Here is an 18,975-nt window from a genome sequence, read left to right on the forward strand (position 1 = left end):
ACTTTTTCATTTGACTTTCAGCCTGGGTTCAGGAAACATGGTTTCAGACGCCGCGCGGTGGAGCAGCCGGTAGCTCGTTGGGCTCATAACCCAAAGGTCACAGGTTCGAATCCTGTCCGCGCTAGAGCGTTTTACATCAAATCATTATCCTCAAAAGTAGACAAAGAGACGTTTAATTTCTACCTTTTCTACTGTTTCCTTATAAAAAAGAAACAAATCTCTTATTTGCTAATCCTTTCTATTTAGTTTCCCAACTCTTTAGAACGTTCCGTTGCTCTTTTCACTGCTGAGATAATAGCAAATGGGAACTTATTCTTCTCCAACTCTTCTAAACCAGCAATTGTTGTTCCGCCCGGAGAAGTTACTTTATTTTTCAAAACTTCTGGATGCGTATCAGGATTCTTTTCCAATTCTTTCGCAAGTAATTCAGCACCACCTATCACGGTTTGAATGGAGAGTGCCAATGCTTGAGAGTATGTCAAACCGGAGGCAACTCCACCTTCTGCCAAACTTTGTATAAACCTAAGTACATAGGCAGGCCCTGAACCGGAAAGTCCAGTTACCGCATCCACTAATTCTTCTTTGGAAAGTTCCAAACAATAAGAGATAGGTGAAAAGATCTCTTTCAGACTTTCGTATAATTCCTTATCTCCGTAGTAACCCAAAGCACCCTTTCCTACAAGAATAGGAAGATTCGGCATAATACGAACCACCTTAGATCCAGCAGGAGCAGAAGAGGAAAGTATCTTTGTATCTATACCTGCCGCAACAGATAGAATTGCTTTAGGAGCCTCCAAGGATCTAAGAGTTTTAGAAACTTCTGCAGGTTTGACTGCTAAGATAATTAGCTCGGCTTTCTTTTGGAAGTTGGACCAATCCGATTCTAATACCATTCCTTCTGCTTTTTTAGGATCTAGATAAGGATCGAAACCGATCACATCTATTTTTCTAGATTGGAGAGAACGATAGATCGCTCCTCCCATATTCCCGCAGCCTATGATTCCTATCTTATTATATTTCATGTTCTTTCTCCGAATATTGCGGTCCCAATCCTAAGATAATCGCTACCTTCTTCCAATGCAATCCTGTAATCGCCTGACATTCCCATGGATAATTTTCCTTGGGGCAAAAATTCTTTTCGTAAGTTTGCAATCTCTTTAAACACTTTTCGAGTTTCTTCAGGATCTCCTGAGCTTGGGCCCATGGTCATAAATCCTTCTAAGATACAGAACTCTGAACTTAGAGTCTCTTTTTTGAGTAGAAGTTCTAAAACTTCTTCTTTGGAAAATCCTGATTTCGAATCTTCTTCCGTTAGATTGACTTGCAGGAAGTAACGAATCTTCCAACGATCTTGGTCCATTCTTCTTTTCAAATCTTGTAAGACTTTTTGCGAACCTACTCCATGCACGAAGGAATAAAGCCCAGCATACTTTCTGATATGAGAAGATTGAACAGGGCCTATATGATGTAGTATAAAATCTTTTTCCGGTTTTCCCAAGTCGGAAAATTTTTCTGTTCCTTCTTGGACTCTATTTTCTCCGAAATGGATCACGCCACCTGAGATTGCTTCTTGTACTTTTTCTTTCGGCTGGTATTTGGAGACTGCAATGAGTGTGGGAGTTCCTACAGGTTTTAGGGACTCCAGTTCTTTTACTATAGATCTATAATTTTCAGAGACACCCACGCCTAATCGGCCTTGGACTTTTTTTTCAGACCGGAAACTTCTTGTTCCAGGATTTCCACACGTTTGCGTAAAGAGACCTTAGTCTTCTTCTTTGGAGTTCCGTTTTTCATTCCTAGTTTTCTTTCTAAACGCCCTACTCTCTTTTCAAGAGAACTGATCTTAGCATTTACGGAAGAATATGCCATTCTTCTTTTTTTGTACTTTCTTGAATGACGTTTTTCTTTTTTAAGTTTAGGACCATCATCATATTCTACCAAACTTTCGTCTCTTTGTTTGGTCCTTGGTAGATCCATCTCCTCTTTTTTAGGAAGATCAGAAGTTTCAGTAACCTTTGTCTCTGGCTTCTCAGAAATTTTGCTAGACGTATTTGAGTCCTTGTCCTTCTTCTCCTTCCCTAAACCTGGAACCTCATAGTCTTTAGGCAAAGGTTGGGAAGAAGGTTCAGTAACTGAATCCTTAGGTTTGGAAAAATCAGAGTCGAAGTTTTGATTCGGAGAAGAAAGATCTTTTCCGTCAGGTACTTCTTCCGGTGTCAGGATGGTTCTTTCAGGCTGGGACTTCTCCTCTACTTGAAAATTTTTGTCCTTATACCAAGCAGCAATCCGCTCCCTCTCTACATATAAATAAAATGCAAGAGATCCAAGTAGCAGGATTAGAAGTCCGCTGAGTAGGATTTTGAGAATATCCCGGTTCATAAAATACCTTTTAGAATTATCGGCTGGGAAAACGCCGGAATTCGGCAAAAAACCCTGCTTCTTATAAGGAGATCCATAAAATCTACCGAAAGGTCTAGAGTGGTCCGGACCGTTCTATTCTGTTTTTGCCTAAGTTTATGGATCCTTCCTAAACCAACCTGGGCACCGCCGATCAAAAGAGACCAAGACGAAGCAAACAGAGTCTTACAATTAGAAAAAGTACTCCTCGATTGGAAGCATTACAATCTTTTTCTAGTAGATTCCTTTGAGGGAGAAAGACCCTGGGAAGTTTATAGAGGAGTCTCATTCTTAAACAGGATAGATTACGTTTCTCAAGTCCCCGATTCTCAAGCTTTCCTAAAAGAAAGGGAATTATACAAGGCATCTCCCAAAGAAGAATACAGATCTATGATGGTTCAAACTTTCTTCGAAAATCCAAAACATGAACATTTAGAGATCCGACCTAAGGAAGCGATCCGTCTTCCGATTGGAATTCCAACAAGAGTGTTTTTCTGGGCTTATTCCAATAATCATAACGTGGTTTTAGAGTTGGTATTCCATCAGAAAAAATCCAAAGAGATCGTTTTGGAATTAGGAGATCTAAAGTTCGATGGTTGGAAAAGAATAGAGGCCCAAATCGCAGTCCCTGCAAAAAATATTAGGCTAAATCAATCTCTTCGTTTTCCTTTGGAGCTAGTTTCTATTCGGATCAAACCAAATCCTTTCCAACCAAAAGGTGAATTTTATTTTTATATGGACCGACTTGGGATATTGATCGATAGCAGAGAAGAATCTTATCCTGGAGCAGAGGTCAAAGACAATTGGGGTACTGCTCTGTAAGGAATTCCTTCAGCTCTCCTGGTTTTTTAGAATTAAACTTAAAAGCATTCCAGTTCATATAACCCGCAACTTCCACATTGGTTGGGTTATCATCAATAAATACATAATCTTTCCCAGGAAAATCAGTTTCTATCCATTGGTAATATTCTTGGGCAGGCTTTCGAACTCCCATCTCGCAAGAAAAATACAAAGCATCCATAGAATGAAGTATTTCTCCAATCTCTGGGAATTTCATAACTTCTTTATACCAAATCGAATAATTGCTTGCGAGGATTACTGAAAAACCTTTGGACCTTAAACTTTTTACGATCTCTAAAGTTTCCGGAATTGGATTGATCTTAGAAAACATCTTCTCTTTTAAATCCTTAGGATGAGGAAGTCCCTTGTCCTTATGAGAATCCAAATAAAATCTATGAAAAAAATCTTCCTCTTCGATTCTTCCCATTTCGAAATCTAAGAAGGCTTGCTTTTCCCGACCGTTCTTAAAATCTTCCCAATGTTCTCTTGGCAAAAGTTCTTTTAATGCCAGATGGAATGGGTCCTGGATCAGGGTATCCATTAGGTCGAATACAAATAGAGGAGATCTCATACCACTATGCTAATAACGTATCGGATTTTGACGATCCTTCTTTGGCCCTTGATTTTCGTTTTCTCTCTCTTCATTCCTGGGGCAAAAAACTTTCTCAAAACCAGAAAAGAAGATAAGAAAAGAATTCTCTCCTACCCCTTTGCACCCAAGGCCCAAAAAGTAGTTTGGTTACATGCCGCGTCGGTGGGAGAATTAGACCAATGCAAGGCACTTGCACAAGTTTATAAGAAGAAGGAACCGGAAACCTTTCTACTCCAAAGTGTATTTTCCGATTCAGTCAGGGATTCTAGTCTAGAGGCATTTCCTGCAGATCTGAAATTTCGGCTTCCCTTGGATTTTCCTTGGAGTTATGATTTTATCCTAGATAAATTTTCTCCTCAAGTTCTCATATGTATGGCCTGGGATCGTTGGCCGAATTTACTTTTAGCTGCTAAAAAAAGAAGGATCCAGACCATACTTGCTTCCGCGGTCATCACTCCTCCTAAAGGATTTTTAAAGAAGAAATTTTACAAGGTAGCATTTTCGTTATTCGATAAAATTTTAACTTCTCATTCTTCCGGAGAAGAGAAGTTTAAAGAATTACTCGGTGAAAAATTCATCAAGACTTTAGGAGATTCCAGATTTGATTCTGTAATCCAAAAAATAGAAACGAGCCAAAGAGAATTTAAAAGACCAAAAAATTATTCTTTCTCCCAAGTATTTTTACTAGCTTCTACTTATGAGCCATGTGAGAAATTATTACTTCCACTTCTGCAAGAACCTTCCCTCAAAAATACTGGGTTCTGGATCTTCCCTCATAAAACAGATCCTTCCAGGATCATTCAGTTAGAAGCCAAGATCAAATCATTCACTTCAGACTATACTTTATATTCTCGCCAAGAATTTGATTCTATTTCATCTCGGGTGATCTTATTCGATGTGCTCGGGATCTTGGCCCATGCTTATAGAGCTGCTGACTTTGCCTATATAGGTGGAGCATTACATAATAGAGTGCATAATGTTTTGGAGCCTGCTTACTTCGGACTTCCACTTCTAAGCGGTCCAAGGATCACACATGCTCCAGAAGCGATCGAACTAAATCATAGAGGCGGTCTATTCATTATCCGCACGAAAGAAGAAGTTTTAGAGATACTGCAATTAAGCTCCGAGCGAAAAGAAGCCATCCGTTTTTCCAACCGTCAATTTGTGGAAACCGGCAGAGGAGCGGCGGAGAGGATTTATTTGGAGATAAGGGCTTAGGTTCACACGGAGAACACTGAGCCCACGGAGGATTTTTATTCAGCAGTAGCGCTAGGACGCAGAGGGTTTCTGTATTGTTGGAGTTCCTACAATATCAGATTATCCCCATGTTGGAGTTCCAACATTCTAACACCAGGTCCTTATCAATCTTCTCCTCTCTGCGGCTCCGCGACTCTGCGTGAGATTTTGAGCTAAATAAATTTTTAGGCACGCAGAGACGCAAAGACGCGGAGAGTTAATCGTTTAGTATTGAGATTGTTGGAGTTCCTACAATTCAGATGTTACCCCTATGTTGGAATTCCAACATGTCTCACGATCAGCAGCCTGCCTTAATTCACTTCCCACCTCTGTGTGCCTTCGTAAGCTCTGTGCGAAAACAGTCCCTGTGCCTCTTCTACCTCTGCCACTCCGAAACAAAAAATCCTTTTCTATAACTACCAATTGAGGATACTAGGAAGGAAATGTCCGTCTACCGTTGTACAGCAGTAAGTTTGAAAACGACCGCCTTAGATTTTAAAGGAAATCGAGAAAAGATACTAGCCGCCATCCAGGCTAACGAAAATTCTTCTCTCATACTTTTTCCGGAACTTTGTATTTCAGGCTATGGTTGTGAGGACACTTTCTATTTTCCTTGGGTTTGGGAGCAATCCTGGAAAAGTCTTTTAGAGATCGCCAAAACAACCTCCGGTAAAACAGTAATTGTCGGACTTCCATTCTTCCAAAGCCCATATCTATTCAATGTAACTGCAGTTTTACAAAACGGCAAAATACTAGGGCTCATCCCGAAGCAGAACCTAGCACAAACTGGAGTTCATTACGAAAACAGATGGTTCACCAAAGGAGAAGAATCCAGAAATTACGCGATCAGTCCTGACGGATCAGAGCTTCCTTTCGGTTCCTTACTTTTTGAAAGTGCAGATTTCAATTTTGGAATCGAGATCTGCGAGGACTCCTGGGTCCAAACAAGACCAGGACAATATTTGGTAGAAGCAGGAGCAGATCTTATCCTTTCTCCGGGAGCTTCTCATTTTGCTTTGGGAAAACAAGAAATACGTAAAAAAATGTTCTCCGAGTCTTCCAGAAATTCTTCCACTGCAATTCTTTATGCGAATTTAGACGGGAACGAATCCGGTCGATTGATCTTCGAAGGCGGATGTATGGGGATCGTAGACGGGAACGTAAAACAAGAAGGTCCAAAACTCCATTTTACGGATTTTGAAAGTACTCATTTAGATCTAAATTCTACAGAACTCAGATCCAATCGTGCGCGAAATTTCAGGTCTTCCGGCACAAAAGAATTTAGATCCAGAGGAAAAGGTTTACAAAGGATAGAAATACTTCCTCTTAAAGCCCAAAAGAATTTTGATCATTCTGTCCAAGTTTCCAAATCAGATCTATTCCAGGATTTTACAAAAGCGACTTCTCTTGGTTTATTCGATTATTTGATCAAATCCAAAACTAAGGGTTATACATTATCACTTTCAGGTGGAGCCGATAGCGCCGCATGCGCACTTCTTGTTAAGGCCGGAATTTTATTCTGCCAAAAAGAATTAGGACCTAAGTATTTGGAATCCTTGGGTTTAGATCCTAAAAATCTATTATTCACACTTTTCCAAGGAACTGAAAACAATTCGGAACAAACTAAAAATTCTGCAAAACAACTTTCAGAAGAATTAGGTTTTACTCATTCGGAGATCACAGTAGATTCAGAAGTAAAATCCATGGTGGAAAAAATTTCCTCCGTAAAAGGTCTTATTCCGAACTGGAAAGATCATAATCTTGCACTCCAAAATATACAAGCAAGGGTCAGATCTCCTCTCATCTGGTTACTTGCAAACTTGAACGGACATCTTCTTCTTTCCACAGGAAACAGAAGCGAAGCAAGTGTAGGATATACTACTATGGATGGCGACTCTTCCGGTTCAGTTGCTCCTCTTACAGGAGTGAGTAAAGAATTCGTACTTTCTTGGCTAAAGAATGTGCATGAAGGAAAAGATATTATTCTTCCTAAGATAAACGCGCTCGAAGGAATTCTGAACTCTAAGCCTACTGCGGAACTAAAACCACTTTCTGAAAAACAAGAAGACGAGAAAGATCTAATGCCTTACCCTCTTCTCCAAAAATTAGAAAGGAATTTTGTGTTTTTAGGAAAATCTCCTGACAATCTTTTAGAGTCCCAGGAGTGGTCTGACGCAAAAGAAGCAGAAGAAGGCAAAAAGAAATTTTTGAAATTATTCTCCGCTAACCAATGGAAAAGAGAAAGGCTTCCGCCTTCTTTTCATTTGGATGAATACGGTTTAGATCCTAAATCCAGTTTCCGTTTTCCGATCCTAAGTGAGATTTCGTTCTAAAGTCCGGCTTGTTCGTAAGCTCTTTGCTTATCCTTCTGGACTTGTTCCAACTGTTGGATCATTGTTTGTTGGATAGTTTCTAATTTCTTTTCTTGCTCTGAATCTCCGGATCCTTTTTGCAAATCCACCAAGTATTTTACGATCTCCAATCTGTCTTTGGATTGTTTCTCCATATAATCGTAATAAGTTACCGTTTGGTCCTTGGATGCGGTACGGCTTAAAACTGCACGAGTCGCCTCGGATACTTTTTGTTCAAAAACTTTTCTTTGCTCTTTTTCAGCAGGAGTCATACGACTTGGAAGAAGCGAGTTATTCGGAAACTTTTCCTTTAGCTGTGCGAATCTTTCCATCTCTTCATTCGTATATGGTTTTCCAGTTTGAGGGTTTACTGGGTTATTCGAATCGCTTACAGGAGCTCCAGGTTTACTTTCGGAAGAAGGTTCTCCCGGTTCCGGTTCGCGATATTCCGCTTTTCCGGCCTTATAAAAATCTGAGTTTGCATCAAAAAGAGAAGGGTCCGCACCCGTTTTTCCGTAAGAAGAATTTCCAGAAGTGGATCCAGAACCTCCGCCAAAAATACTTGCGAGAGCTTCGGCTTCACTTTGTTTATTTTTGGAGTCTGAACCTTCATCGCCGGTCCAAAATAAGACTACCAGCAAGAAGATGAAGAATACGATAAAAACTACGGAAATTAATAATGTTCGAACTCTAGTCACGATGAGGGAGCCCCATATTTTTTAGTTGTAAGACCACTACAAGGTCGAATTCTATCCTTGTGGGTTGTAAATTTAGAATCCAGCAGACCCTAAAGGCAGGCAACCTAAAAACCCCTGCCGTTCAGGCGGTTTTATTCTCGGTTTTTTTATTTTTCGCTTCTTGCGGAACGAATACTGAGGTGACCCAGTCCCCCTTTGTATTCCTAACGCCTGTTGGAGTTCCCCAGATTTTTTCTGTTACAGCTAAATACGACAATATAGACACTCATAGGCCTGAGTACGATCTAAAGTATTATATCACAAATTTGGAACCTCAGTTCGTAGGTTATAATCTTTATATCACTTTTGCTATTCCATCTGCGGGAGAAACGATCAGTAATGCAAACTTGTATTTGGAAAACGGGGTTCAACCTTCGTTTCCTCAGCTGGCGGTCCAAGCTTCTACCGCTAATGTAGTAACTCACACAATCGAAAACTTACAGCCATTCTCTCCAGTGCAGTTGTTCCAAAAATGTGAGGTCTATACTTTCACATTAAGAGCATTATTAAATACCGGAATCACTTCCAATATGTCCACTCCGGTCACAAGATGTAGTTCCATCTATCCGGATCATTGTGGAATCAATACCAGTTGCAACCCAACTGCATGCACTACAGCAAGTTGCTCTGCTTCCACACAATCACTTTGTCCTGTAGGAACCGCTTGTAATCCTTGTACCAAGGGAAATGCGGCTACAGGTTGCGCCTGCCCAGCGGGAGAATCTCCGCCGGGTTGCAATCTATGAGCGAAGCTCCCATTTCCAAATTTACTATCAAACCGGGAGCAGCTTACGTAGTTGCTACTCCCATAGGAAATTTAGAAGATATTACATATAGAGCGGTGCAGGTCCTTAAACAGGCGGATGTAATTTATTGCGAAAATTCTTCTCATAGCAGAAGACTTCTCCAGACATACGATATTTCTACCCAGACTCGGACTTTATATAAAGACCAGGGTGCCGAACCTTACAAAGGTATTATAGAAGATCTGAAATCAGGAAAAACTTTGGCCCTAGTTTCGGATGCAGGAACTCCTGGGGTTTCAGATCCGGGCTCTCAACTAGTTCGGATCTTAAGAGAAGAAAATATTCCAATCGTTCCTATACCCGGGGCAAGTGCACTAACCTCCATGCTTTCTGTTTCTGGATGGCAGGTGCAGCCTTCTCTCTTCTTAGGCTTTTTATCAGAGAAGAAGGGTAAAAAAAGAAATCAATTGAAAGAGTGGGAGAACTTTGAAGGAGTTCTGACCATCTTCGAATCTGTTCACAGGATCAGAGATACTCTAGCCGCAATCAGAGAAATTTTTCCAAATTCTCCCATTCTTTTGGGGAGGGAATTGACCAAAATCCATGAGGAAATCCTGAAAATAGAACCCGTTCAGAGCCTCGAATCCCTGAAATTCCCTGAAAAGGGTGAATTTGTAGTATTAATCTATACAAATCCAAAAAAAATGCTTAACGGACGTGTCGGAGATGCCGATACTTTGGAGTGAGAGGGAAAACCCATGACTATCGATAAAATAGGCGGCATTGGCGGAGGATCTTACGAGCCACGTAAGTCGACTCCTGTACGCAAATCTGAATCTAAAGAATCATTTGATAATATTTCTATTTCCGACACTGCAAAACAAAAGGCTTCGGAAGCTCGAATCCAAGCGGAAGTCCAAACGATCGCACAAAAGATCGTGGCAAGCCCAGTGGATTCTGAACGTTCTACGAAGTTGAAAGAAGTTAAGGAAAAACTTAAGAACGGAGATTACGATAATCTCAGCCCTGAGATCCTGAACGCAGTTGCTGATCGTATCGCAGAATCTTTTTTAGGCCGTTAATCCAAATTTAAATCCGGAATTGTTTCCCTTGAATTCCGGATTTTTTATACTTCCTCTCAATTAAAAGGGAGAACGACACACAATGCCGATACTCCCCGACTGGATCAATTTTAGTTTTCCCACCAAAATCCATTTTGAAGTCGATTGTGGCTTTAAAATGGGTAACTTCGTTAAGAATATTGGCAATCGTGCAGTCATTCTTTCCACTCAAAGTGAGTTGGAGAATATGGACGAGTTCTCCATCATAAAAACTTCCTTAGAAAAACATATAGATGGTGTAATTCTCTACGACAATATAGAGAAGGAACCTACATTAAAAGAACTGGATACTGCTGCCTATTTCGCAAGGATCTCGAATGCGAATTGTATCATAGGTTATGGTTCTTACGAAAGTTTAAACACTGCAAAATTAGTAGCACTTCTAGCAAATAACGATGCGTTTGCAGAAGATGTGTTTATACTTAAAAAAAATCTTAGGCTTAAAAAACCGATCCCACTTATTCTGATCCCTACTCATCCTGTGATGGGATTGGAATGTTCGCCTACTGCCACAGTTTATATGGATGACGATCGAACAGTTCGTTATTTTTCTAATGAGTTTCTTTTCCCTGAGATGGTGATCGCTGACGCAAAGATCAGCAGCTTCATGACCTCTGCCGACGTTGCAAAGATTGGAGTGGGAATTTTAGCAGCAGCAGTAGATAGTATTCTTTCTAAATATTCCAACGAACTTACAAACTCTTCTTCCTTAAGAGCGATAGAGATTATTTATAAAAACTTAGTTCCTGCTATCAGAGACCCTAAAAATTTGCAGTATAAAAACGCGATCTTCGGCGCGAGTTTGCTTGTTGGGATGTCTCATTCCTCTAGTTCATTAGGACTTTGTTATGCACTTTCTTTGGCTGCTTCTAACCTGACAAACCTGGATGTTTTCCAGGCAATGTCCATTCTTCTTCCTCACGTAATGGAGTATAACCTCACTTCCTCAGCGGGTAAATACGTGATGATCGCAAAAGCACTCGACGAGGACATCACCAATATCTCGGTAATCGAGGCAGCCATTAAAGCGGTAGAAGGTATCCGTAAAATTTATATAGAACTCAAGATCCCGCAAAGGCTTTCTGAATACGAGGTTCGTAAGATAGATCTGCCTGGGATAGCAAGCCTTGCATCTTCTTTTCCTTTCTTAGATTCCTTGCCAAGGGAACTTCCTAAAAACGAGATCGAGACAATCTTAGTAGCCGCGTTTTAGTTTCGCACGGAGAACACTGAGATCACTGAGGTTTGCATTTGTTGGAATTCCAACATGCTTGTATCTGCGTAGTAGGAACTCCTATATTCCTCTAAGTCTTCGACCTCTGCCTGAAATTAAAAACTCTGTGTCCTCCGTGAACTCAGTGCGAACCCTTATGAGCCGAAAAAAACGAGCTTATGTCTTCGAAAAACATTTGAAAGGCCTGGTTAGGGTCCAAGAATGGAGCCTCATGAGCGAAGAATCCATAGACACGATTATCGGTGAAGACATCCAATTCCGGGGCAAGCTACGTTTCAATAATGCGCTAAAGATCAAGGGCCAATTCAAAGGCACAATTGAGACAACAGGCTCTTTAATCGTTGGAGAAACTGGAAGAGTCGAGGCAGATATCGAAACAGGAACCCTGGAAATCGAGGGAGACCTAAAAGGAAATATCAGTGCTGCCTCCAAGGTTTCCGTTCGCAAAACAGGAAAATTAGTTGGAGACGTTCGCACCCCGGATCTCGAAATCGAATCAGGAGCAAAATTCAGCGGGAATTGCATAATGTAATTATGCCCCAGCATGGACCTGACTTTCATAACCTACCAAATTCATCCATCCAAGGCCTAACTCCCCTCCAGTCCCATGTGTTCGGGACAAAGTTCGGAGGGGTTTCTGATCCTTTCAAGATCCTCTCTCAAAATATTTCAGATCTTCCTTCTCCGTTTTTATTACCGGACATGGATGAATCTATCCGCATTCTTCAAATCGCAGTTAAAGAAAATAAATCTATCTTACTCTATGGAGATAGAGATAGTGATGGCGTTTGTTCTACAAGTTTGCTCGCCAATTTTTTAAAAGGAATTCATCCAGGAAAACTCACAGTCAAAACTTCCAGCGAAGAAGATTACGGTCTATGTGAACCTGCAATGAAATATGTTAGAGAGGTGGGACCAGACCTACTCGTGACTCTGGACTTTGGAACAAGTAATAGTACCGAAATAGAGGAATTGAACCAAGAAGGAATGCAAGTAGTTGTTCTGGATCACCACGAGATCCCGGAAAGGATACCTTCTTCTTGTAAGCTAATCTCTCCTAAAAGAGGAGATTCTCTTTACCCTACCGAAAAAATCTGCACTTCCGTAATTTCCTGGAAACTGATCACCGCGTGGCTTTATTCTACATTAGATAATTATAATTCTTTGGTCTGGATCCCTGATGGAGAAACATTCTTTAGTGGTTCTCTCGTAAAGAATGGGATTAAACTTTTTCAAGGAGATAAGTCAGAAGCAGAAAAACGTTTTTCTGGAACTTTTATAGATTGGCCTACTACATCCAAAACTCAGTATCCTGAAAGAGAAGTTTTCTATTCTCAAATTTCTTCTTCTCCTGCAATCTGGGAGCAGGTTTTGAAAAATCTAGATCTTGCTTCTATCGGAACCATCACAGACATGATGCCTCTTGTAGGAGAAAATCGGATCATAGTCAAAGAAGGTTGTTTTACTCTTCAGAAGATTAAAACGGGTGAATTTTCTCATCGTCCTGGTCTAGAAAAACTTTTCTCACAATTGGATCTAGACAAGAAGAAGGTGCTCTCCAGAGATCTGGGCTGGAGTATAGGTCCTGCATTGAACGCTGCAGGTAGAATGCAAAAAACAGAAGCAGCACTTTCACTTCTTCTTTCCAACTCCGACAAAGAAGCCGAAACACTAGCAATTGATCTTCTAAAATTGAATGATGAAAGAAGAGAGAGAACCAAAAGAAATTTATTCAGGGTAGAAGGTTTTCTAAAAAGGAAAAGAGAAAGAACAGAAAGGCCAATCCTATTCTGTTACGAACCTGATTTCGAACCTGGAGTCTCCGGGATCGTAGCCACTAAACTTGTGGAACAATACAAAAGACCTGTTGTATTCATTGCCCCGGATCATGGACACGCGAAAGGAAGTGTAAGAGCTTACGGACGAGAGAATGTTCTAAACCTTCTTAAAAAAGCAGAAAATATTTTTCATCAATTTGGCGGTCATAAGGAAGCAGGTGGTTTTTCTCTTTCCATCGATCAAATCCCGAGACTTGCAGAAATTCTTTTCCAAGAAGCAGGAAGTTGGCTGGAATCAGAAAAAGTTTCAGGCTTAAAAGAAGAAGCCAAAAGTTTAGTAAGCTTGAGACCTCATGAGTTAAGAGAAAATTTATACATCGAGCTTGGACTATTCGAACCTTTTGGTATGGAAAATCCAGCGCCTCTACTCTCTGTAAAAGGTGCAAAAATACTTTCTTATCGTCCATTATCAGACGGCAAACATGCAAGGTTCAAAATTTTGACATCTTCTGAATCCATCCAATGTATTGTCTGGAATAAGGCAGAAGAGTTCTCGCAAGTATTAAGAGAAAAAGGTGAGTTAGATCTTTGGGGTTGTTTAGAAGAGAACACTTTCAAGGGAAAGACCAGCCTTCAATTCGTGGTCCAATCCTTCGAATAAATCAATCTTCTGATTCGTTAAAATCGGAATCTGGTGAACTCGCTTCTGACTGTTGTTGCTTAGACTGATCCCCGTTTTGACGACCACCTTTTCTGTTACGATCTTTAAATCGACCGCCGCCACCTTCTCTTTCTTTACGATTTCGGTTCGGACGGCCACCTTGTTGCTGCCCGCCTTCTCTTCTACCACCGCCGCCACCAATACTGTTTGGTAGAACTGGTCTTTTACGGAGAGAAATTTCCCAGAAGAATGCAGACTGTAAGGCCCTATCATTATTGTCCGCAATCGCATTGATCTTATAAACGTAAAACGCGTCGTAGAAGAAGTCTTTCTTACGGAAAAAATTGTTTTGGCTAGCTTTGTCGTCTTCGATATGAGTAAATCTTTCCTGAGACGCAAATACCTTAATCAGTCTTTCCTTATCTTTTTTAGGAGTTCCTAATCTTTGGAAAATAGGCTCCAAAGATTGTTTTAAAGAAGCAACCAGGTGCCCGCCACTCTTCTTAGTTAAGGACTCTTCAGCAAGGTCGGAGAATAAAAGTGCATAAAATATCTGAGGTGTGAGTTCTTCTCTTTCTGAAAGAAGTTTGTCAGCGATCACCAAACGTTTTCCAACTCTGGTTTCTAAAAACTTTTCGCCGAAGTCCGGATTTTTTCTGCGTTCTCTTTCGAACGCTTCCTTGAGTAGGACTTCCAAAAGTGAATTCTGCGCCATCCCCTGGAAAATAAGAGAAGTTCTCCAAGTGCGGAAAATTTTATTATATTCTTCCAACATACGGGAAGAAGAAGCTTTTTCCAACTCGTGAACATTCTTCTTAATAGATTTAGACGTACCTTTATCGATCTTAAGACCCAGAAGTACAGCGAACTTTACTGCGCGCAACATTCTGACAGGATCTTCTCTAAATGAGATATCAGGATTTCCGATTACTCTAAGTTGTCTACTTTGGATATCTTCGTATCCGCCTACATAATCCACGATGGAATCATTACGGATATCATAGTATAACGCATTGATCGTAAAATCTCTTCTGGCAGCGTCTTCTTGTGGAGTTCCGAATTTGTTGTCCCGTTTGATCAGATAATCCTGATCTTCTACAGGTTTTTCGAAACGATGTTCTGGAAGAGAACGAAAAGTACTGACCTCGATCACTTTCCCCTTAAAGAGAATATGAACGATCTTAAATCTGCGACCGATGATGCGACAGTTATTAAAGATTTTTTTAATTTGATTCGGAGTCGCGTTGGTAACAACGTCGAAATCTTTTGGCTTGCGTCCCAAAAGAAGGTCCCGCACTCCTCCGCCCACGATATAGGCCTTGTATCCGAATTTGTGGAGACGGTGGATGATCTTTACCGCATCCTCGTCGATCATTGTCTTCCGGATTGGATGCGAATCCCGATAAAACCTCTTCCCCTCCGGATAAATAAGAATGTCGTCGACGGATCCTATTTTTTTCTTGAAGAGATTGGACAGAAATTTCATATGATGGGATAGTTAAGTCCTATAATCCCCGTCGGACCCCTACCTGCAAGTAAAAATCTATGAACAACGAGGCAAAGTTCGAAGACCGCCCCAGAGCCGCAGAAAGGCTGAAGATCAAGTATCTTCGGCTTCGTTCTTCCTGGCTAAAAATCAAAGAAAAAGGCTCTCGCAAAATTTCTTTCCTGCTCGTACCACATGATCACGAAGCAGTACTGAATGTAGAGCTAAGTGTTTTTATGGCTGCATTCTTAGGAGTACTTTCTGTCCTACTTTTTGTACTCGCGAGCGCATTTGTAGTGTACATGAACTTCTTTTTTGTACCAAATCGGGAGTTGATCCGAGAGACTGACAATAATGTCGGGTTATTTCTTTATTATAACTCTCTTCTCAAAGATGCTAAGAAAGAAATTTCCGGATTAGAAAAGAAAACAGAACAGTTAAACTTAGTCGCTTGGGAAGAAGTCCCCTGGAAAAGAATTCTTACCTTTGATTACGTACCTGAGTTCAGCTTAAAGAAGAATATTCCTGAATCATCGACTAACATGGATTTATATTCTGATACAGTCGAAGGTTTTGCGGAAAGAAATATTGAATTATACAAGATCAAACATGCCTTCCAAAACGCATTTGATTATTTGGAAGAAAGAGAATCCATTCTATATGCAATGCCGAGAGGTCGTCCTTTAAAACCTGGAGTAGGATTTGTGACTTCTACTTTTGGAGGAAGAGTGGATCCGTTCGGTTTAGTCGAGATGGGAGAGTTCCACTCAGGTATAGACTTTGCGGCAGGCGAAGGAATTCCTATCTACGCAACTGCTCCAGGAGTGATAGAAGATAATGGACAATCAGCAGGTGGACTCGGAAAAAGTATTCGTATCAATCACTTGAACGGATTTTATACTGTGTATGGCCACTGTTCCGTAGTCTTTGTAGAAAAAGGACAAATTGTTACCAGAGGTCAACATATAGGCAATGTAGGCTCCACAGGAAAGGCCACAGGTCCTCACGTGCATTATGAGGTCCATATAGGTTACGATCCTCCTATGGACCCTGCAGAATTCGTGAATATGGAATAAATTTTAATCTCTCCGAAACTTTCTCGATTCGGGGAACGAATATAAGAGAAAAAAGATCCAAAGAAGGAACCATGTATAAAGTCATAGAGATTGGCTGGTTAAAAAATTTCGTCCAAGCCACGATCAGCAGCGATTGGGAAGGAATTTCCACATTCAGCATTTTAGTAGTCATCGCATTTTTAGCGGCTTCCTATCTTCTACCAAAAGAACTTGAAAGAAGAAATTTAGAACCAGCTCATGCAGATTGGCTTTTAATCTTAGGGGTTTTTGGAACATTCGTAGGCGCTAAGATATTTTTTATTTTCGAGATTTGGGACCAGATTTTCGTAGATACCCCTGGTTTTGACGGAATATACCTATATCCACTAACCCACTTTTACGGATTCCCTGGTCGTCCTGGTCTTTGGTCTAGTTTATTCTCGGGAAGCGGCTTGGTATTTTACGGAGGATTCCTATTCGGGATCTTATTTATCAGCCTGTACATGATCCAAAACAAATTGGATGTAAAGGCTTACTTGGATGCAACAATTCCGAGTATGGCATTAGGCTATGCAATTGGTAGATTAGGATGTTTTGTTTCAGGAGATGGCTGTTATGGATTTGCGACCCACCATCATATTCCACTTTTAACTTTTACATACTGGCCGACTAGTGCAGTTCCAAGCGGAGTTCCCGTTTGGAATACCCCGGTAATGGAAGCTGCTGTATCGTTTCTATTCTTCATATACTTCCAAAAATGGGCAAGATTTCAGAACTTCAAAAAGTTTAGCTTAGGTGCTCAATATCTAATCCTTCATGGACTTGCAAGATTAGCCATAGAATTCTTAAGAGTAAATAAAGCGGTAATACCGTTCTTCGATCCTCCTGTCCAAGCAAACATTCCAGGAGCTAACGGAGAAACTACAACCTTCTTAAACGGATACTACTGGCATGGATTTTCCCAATCTCAGTACGTATCAATTGCGATTATCTTGGTTGGTTTATATTTCTTAGTGAAATGGAAGTTATGGGAGAAGGAACCAGTCCCAGCTTAGGAGACACGGAGAACACAAAGGAAATTATAAATCACGCAGAGTCGCGGAGACGCAGAGGGTGTGAAAAAGTTTGTAAGAACTCCTACACAGTCTTTGGTTCTTCGTCGTATAATAATGTAGGAATTTCCTACATTATTAAAATTTTCTCAACCTTATCGACTTCGCGTGATAAATACTTTGCGGCTTTGCGCCTCTGCGTGAGAAGCCCTCTGTGTTCTCCGTGTGCTCTGTGCGAATCCTTTGAGCTATTCGCCTGAGGTGTGGATATTTTCCCCTTTGATCGTTCTGATCATATCAGCAGTATTTAAATAATTTGTAGTTTTAAAAAGGACCTTTCCATCCGGAGAGAAGATTACAAAAAATGGAAGCCCAATTTTTAATTCAGGAAACCTGGGATCATTTTCATATATTAAAAAATCTTTATCATCGTCCCTGATTTTCAACAAGATAGTTTTGCCGAGCGCTTGATTCAAAGTTGGATCCGAGATAGTTAGGTCTTCGAAAGCCTTACAGTTGGAACACCAATCTGCATAAAAATCTGCGAACACTAAACGATCTTCTGCTCGTGCAGTCTCGAATGCAGTATCAGAAATCCTATGCCATTCTAAATTTCCATGCTCTTCAACAAGATCCTTCTTGATCCCACCTGGAGCAGTTCCCCAACCCGCAAGTCGGATGAGGATCGCACTGGAACAAATCAACCCGGTAAGAAGTAACGCCTTCTTCATTCTTTCAGTGCGAAGAAGGGACTCCGATTGGTAAAAGTATGCTGTGAGTAAAACTCCAAGCGCAGCAGCCAAAATTCCAAGGCTTAAATCGAAAGGAACAGCCCATAATTGCATTGCCTTATTATAATAAGACCAAGCAAAATAGAAGACCACAAATCCCAAAACGATCTGAATCCATCTGGTCCATCTACCTCCACGAGGAAGGGAAAGTCCGAATACACCTAAAAATAAAAACGGCAATCCCAGACCCAGTCCGAACAATGCCATCTTAAATGAGGAAACAGCTAAAGAATAAATACTAATACTTTGGACCCCGGCAGTCACCTGGATCAAAATCGCAACTACGATCGGCCCGACACAAGGAGAAGATAAAAAACCTGCCCCCATTCCCAAGAGGAACGTTCCTTTCCACCCTTGGCAGCCTTTCCATTCTTTCACTGGAAAAATCGGTAGATGCAAAATTCCTAATGAAGCAAGTCCCAATAAAAAAATAATAACAGCTAAAAATAAATTGGTTCCTGGAAATCTTAGAACAGTGTTAAATGCACCACCTGAAACTCCTGCTACGAGCCCAAAGCAGAAATACATGGATGCAAGCCCTGCATAATACACCAAAGGGTGGAACATTTTGTTCGTTGCAGTTTCTCCCCTTGCTTGTATGATCCCAACTGTGATCGGATACAAAGGGTAAACACAAGGGAGAAGACTTGCACATAGTCCACCCAAGATCAGAAAGATTGCGGAATGAAACCCGAACTCCGACCCTGAAATTCCAGTCTCCAACCATTTGTTTAAAGAAGACATCCAAGACTCAGATACGATCTGAGACTGAGCTTGTAAGGAGCTAGTTAGGAAAAAGAAGAATATTAGAAGTCCGGCTCTTAGGCCAAACATTGAGGAGAGAAGGATCCGAATTTTCTTCATGAGATGGACGATTACACCCAAACAGGATTTGTCT

18 protein-coding genes and 1 tRNA gene are annotated in these 18,975 nt (G+C 40.8%); 12 read left to right on the top strand and 7 right to left on the bottom strand.

Annotation, left to right across the window (positions count from 1 at the left end; genetic code table 11):
• Window positions 1-51: 51 nt before the first annotated feature.
• Window positions 52-124: transfer RNA gene (locus B1C82_RS05685), tRNA-Met, on the top strand.
• A gap of 118 nt (window positions 125-242) precedes the next feature.
• Here the strand turns inward: B1C82_RS05685 and proC are convergent.
• Genes proC through B1C82_RS05700 form a run of 3 tightly spaced genes read right to left on the bottom strand, consistent with a single transcriptional unit; the run spans window position 243 to window position 2,379 of the window.
• Window positions 243-1,022: a pyrroline-5-carboxylate reductase gene (gene proC / locus B1C82_RS05690; RefSeq protein WP_086446632.1), complete on the bottom strand. Its 780-nt coding sequence runs from the start codon at window positions 1,020-1,022 to the stop codon at window positions 243-245.
• Window positions 1,019-1,684 carry a YggS family pyridoxal phosphate-dependent enzyme gene (locus B1C82_RS05695; RefSeq protein WP_086446633.1) on the bottom strand — a complete coding sequence of 222 codons (666 nt, stop codon included), beginning with the start codon at window positions 1,682-1,684 and terminating at the stop codon, window positions 1,019-1,021. The genes proC and B1C82_RS05695 overlap by 4 nt, the downstream gene beginning before the upstream one ends.
• Window positions 1,685-1,686: 2 nt before the next feature.
• Window positions 1,687-2,379, bottom strand: coding sequence for a hypothetical protein (locus B1C82_RS05700; protein WP_234008429.1), 693 nt, complete (start codon window positions 2,377-2,379; stop codon window positions 1,687-1,689).
• Window positions 2,380-2,478: 99 nt separating this feature from the next.
• On the opposite strand from B1C82_RS05700, the gene B1C82_RS05705 reads away from it, so the two are divergent.
• On the top strand, window positions 2,479-3,219 hold the full coding sequence (locus B1C82_RS05705; protein ID WP_086446635.1) for a flagellar filament outer layer protein FlaA: 741 nt from the start codon (window positions 2,479-2,481) through the stop codon (window positions 3,217-3,219).
• Here the strand turns inward: B1C82_RS05705 and B1C82_RS05710 are convergent.
• Window positions 3,191-3,808, bottom strand: coding sequence for an HAD family hydrolase (locus tag B1C82_RS05710; RefSeq protein WP_086446636.1), 618 nt, complete (start codon window positions 3,806-3,808; stop codon window positions 3,191-3,193). The two genes, B1C82_RS05705 and B1C82_RS05710, sit on opposite strands and share 29 nt — an antisense overlap.
• A 6-nt stretch (window positions 3,809-3,814) precedes the next feature.
• On the opposite strand from B1C82_RS05710, the gene B1C82_RS05715 reads away from it, so the two are divergent.
• The gene (locus B1C82_RS05715; protein ID WP_086446637.1) at window positions 3,815-5,047 is read left to right on the top strand and encodes a 3-deoxy-D-manno-octulosonic acid transferase; all 1,233 of its coding nucleotides are present in this window, start codon (window positions 3,815-3,817) and stop codon (window positions 5,045-5,047) included.
• A 461-nt stretch (window positions 5,048-5,508) separates the two neighbouring features.
• A complete protein-coding gene (gene nadE / locus B1C82_RS05720; protein ID WP_086446638.1) occupies window positions 5,509-7,398 on the top strand; it encodes an NAD(+) synthase in 1,890 nt (629 codons plus the stop codon).
• On the opposite strand, the gene B1C82_RS05725 is transcribed toward nadE, so the two are convergent.
• Window positions 7,395-8,114, bottom strand: a complete 720-nt coding sequence (locus tag B1C82_RS05725) for an LIC_20245 family lipoprotein (protein ID WP_086446639.1) — start codon at window positions 8,112-8,114, stop codon at window positions 7,395-7,397. The genes nadE and B1C82_RS05725 overlap by 4 nt on opposite strands.
• Window positions 8,115-8,191: 77 nt before the next feature.
• Here B1C82_RS05725 and B1C82_RS05730 point away from each other — a divergent pair, with 77 nt between their 5' ends.
• The 6 genes from B1C82_RS05730 to recJ all read left to right on the top strand — a co-directional run bounded on the left by B1C82_RS05730 (window position 8,192) and on the right by recJ (window position 13,693).
• Window positions 8,192-8,899: an LIC11073 family putative lipoprotein gene (locus B1C82_RS05730; protein ID WP_411550345.1), complete on the top strand. Its 708-nt coding sequence runs from the start codon at window positions 8,192-8,194 to the stop codon at window positions 8,897-8,899.
• Window positions 8,896-9,645: a 16S rRNA (cytidine(1402)-2'-O)-methyltransferase gene (rsmI, locus tag B1C82_RS05735; RefSeq protein ID WP_086446641.1), complete on the top strand. Its 750-nt coding sequence runs from the start codon at window positions 8,896-8,898 to the stop codon at window positions 9,643-9,645. Before B1C82_RS05730 ends, rsmI begins: the two co-directional genes overlap by 4 nt.
• Before the next feature lie 12 nt (window positions 9,646-9,657).
• Window positions 9,658-9,981 carry a flagellar biosynthesis anti-sigma factor FlgM gene (locus B1C82_RS05740; protein WP_008592868.1) on the top strand — a complete coding sequence of 108 codons (324 nt, stop codon included), beginning with the start codon at window positions 9,658-9,660 and terminating at the stop codon, window positions 9,979-9,981.
• A gap of 82 nt (window positions 9,982-10,063) precedes the next feature.
• Window positions 10,064-11,233, top strand: a complete 1,170-nt coding sequence (locus tag B1C82_RS05745) for an iron-containing alcohol dehydrogenase (protein ID WP_086446642.1) — start codon at window positions 10,064-10,066, stop codon at window positions 11,231-11,233.
• Window positions 11,234-11,465: 232 nt separating this feature from the next.
• Window positions 11,466-11,786 (top strand): bactofilin family protein, encoded by a 321-nt coding sequence (locus B1C82_RS05750; RefSeq protein WP_010515397.1) that lies wholly within the window; start codon window positions 11,466-11,468, stop codon window positions 11,784-11,786.
• 2 nt (window positions 11,787-11,788) lie between these two features.
• Window positions 11,789-13,693 carry a single-stranded-DNA-specific exonuclease RecJ gene (recJ, locus tag B1C82_RS05755; RefSeq protein WP_086446643.1) on the top strand — a complete coding sequence of 635 codons (1,905 nt, stop codon included), beginning with the start codon at window positions 11,789-11,791 and terminating at the stop codon, window positions 13,691-13,693.
• A 1-nt stretch (window position 13,694) separates the two neighbouring features.
• Here the strand turns inward: recJ and pcnB are convergent, their stop codons facing one another.
• Window positions 13,695-15,179 (bottom strand): polynucleotide adenylyltransferase PcnB, encoded by a 1,485-nt coding sequence (pcnB, locus tag B1C82_RS05760; RefSeq protein WP_086446644.1) that lies wholly within the window; start codon window positions 15,177-15,179, stop codon window positions 13,695-13,697.
• Window positions 15,180-15,238: 59 nt separating this feature from the next.
• On the opposite strand from pcnB, the gene B1C82_RS05765 reads away from it, so the two are divergent.
• Together B1C82_RS05765 and B1C82_RS05770 are read left to right on the top strand one after the other, a co-directional pair.
• A complete protein-coding gene (locus tag B1C82_RS05765) occupies window positions 15,239-16,255 on the top strand; it encodes a M23 family metallopeptidase (protein ID WP_086446645.1) in 1,017 nt (338 codons plus the stop codon).
• A 71-nt stretch (window positions 16,256-16,326) separates the two neighbouring features.
• A complete protein-coding gene (locus B1C82_RS05770; RefSeq protein ID WP_086446646.1) occupies window positions 16,327-17,289 on the top strand; it encodes a prolipoprotein diacylglyceryl transferase in 963 nt (320 codons plus the stop codon).
• A 245-nt stretch (window positions 17,290-17,534) separates the two neighbouring features.
• On the opposite strand, the gene B1C82_RS05775 is transcribed toward B1C82_RS05770, so the two are convergent.
• Entirely contained in the window at window positions 17,535-18,941 is a 1,407-nt protein-coding gene (locus B1C82_RS05775) for a cytochrome c biogenesis protein CcdA (RefSeq protein WP_086446647.1), read from the bottom strand.
• Window positions 18,942-18,975: the final 34 nt, after the last annotated feature.

Origin of the sequence: Leptospira venezuelensis, assembly GCF_002150035.1 — a bacterium.
GTDB lineage: Bacteria > Spirochaetota > Leptospiria > Leptospirales > Leptospiraceae > Leptospira_B > Leptospira_B venezuelensis.